Here is a 766-nt window from a genome sequence, read left to right as displayed (position 1 = left end):
TCCCTCCCCCGCCCGTCGCCCCGTTCACCCAAGGAAGAGGTCAGCACGATGAGAAGAAGGACGGCAGCTCTCGCGCTCGGCACCGCCGCCGCGATGGTCCTGACCGGCTGCTCCACCATGAGCCCCGGTGAGAGCGGAACGGTCACCCTCAACATGGTGGAGAGCCTGACCAACCCCGCCCGCACCGACCTGCTCGAGGAGCTGATGGCCGACTTCGAGCGGCAGAACCCGAAGATCAAGGTCAACCTGGTCTCGCCGCCCACCGAGCAGGCCGACCAGAAGCTCCAGCAGATGCTCCAGTCGGGCAGCGGCGTCGACGTCCTGGAGGTCCGCGACATCACCGTCGGCCCCTGGTCGAACAACGGCTGGCTGTACGACATGAAGAAGGACCTGGCCGGCTGGAAGGGCTGGGACGCGCTCACCGACAACGCTGTCGCCGCCTCCGAGGACGACAAGGGCCGCACCTACTTCGTGCCGTACGGCTTCTACGGGCTGAGCCTCTTCCACCGCACCGACCTGATCGAGGAGGCCGGCTTCGACAAGCCCCCGGCCACCTGGGAGGAGCTGCTGGAGCAGGCGTCGAAGATCCACGACCCCTCCTCGCGCCGGTACGGCTACGCCTTCCGCGGCGGCGCCAACGCGCACAGCAACGCCACGGCCGCCATCGAGGCGTACGTCGCCGACCGGATCGACCCGGCCAACGGCTACCTCCTGAAGGACGGCACGACCATCTTCTCGGCGCCCGAGGCGCTGGACGCGATGGAGA

The 766-nt window shown here is 68.4% G+C and carries 1 protein-coding gene; it reads left to right on the top strand.

Translation table 11 applies throughout. From position 1 onward, the window contains the following. Window positions 1-48 precede the first annotated feature (48 nt). A partial coding sequence (locus LPA54_RS33745; protein ID WP_228984514.1) for an extracellular solute-binding protein occupies window positions 49-766 on the top strand: 718 nt, incomplete at its 3' end.

This window comes from Streptomyces sp. DH12, from assembly GCF_020873895.1.
GTDB lineage: Bacteria > Actinomycetota > Actinomycetes > Streptomycetales > Streptomycetaceae > Streptomyces.
Note: the sequence above shows the minus strand (reverse complement) of the source record. Positions and strands in the feature narration are given on the sequence as shown.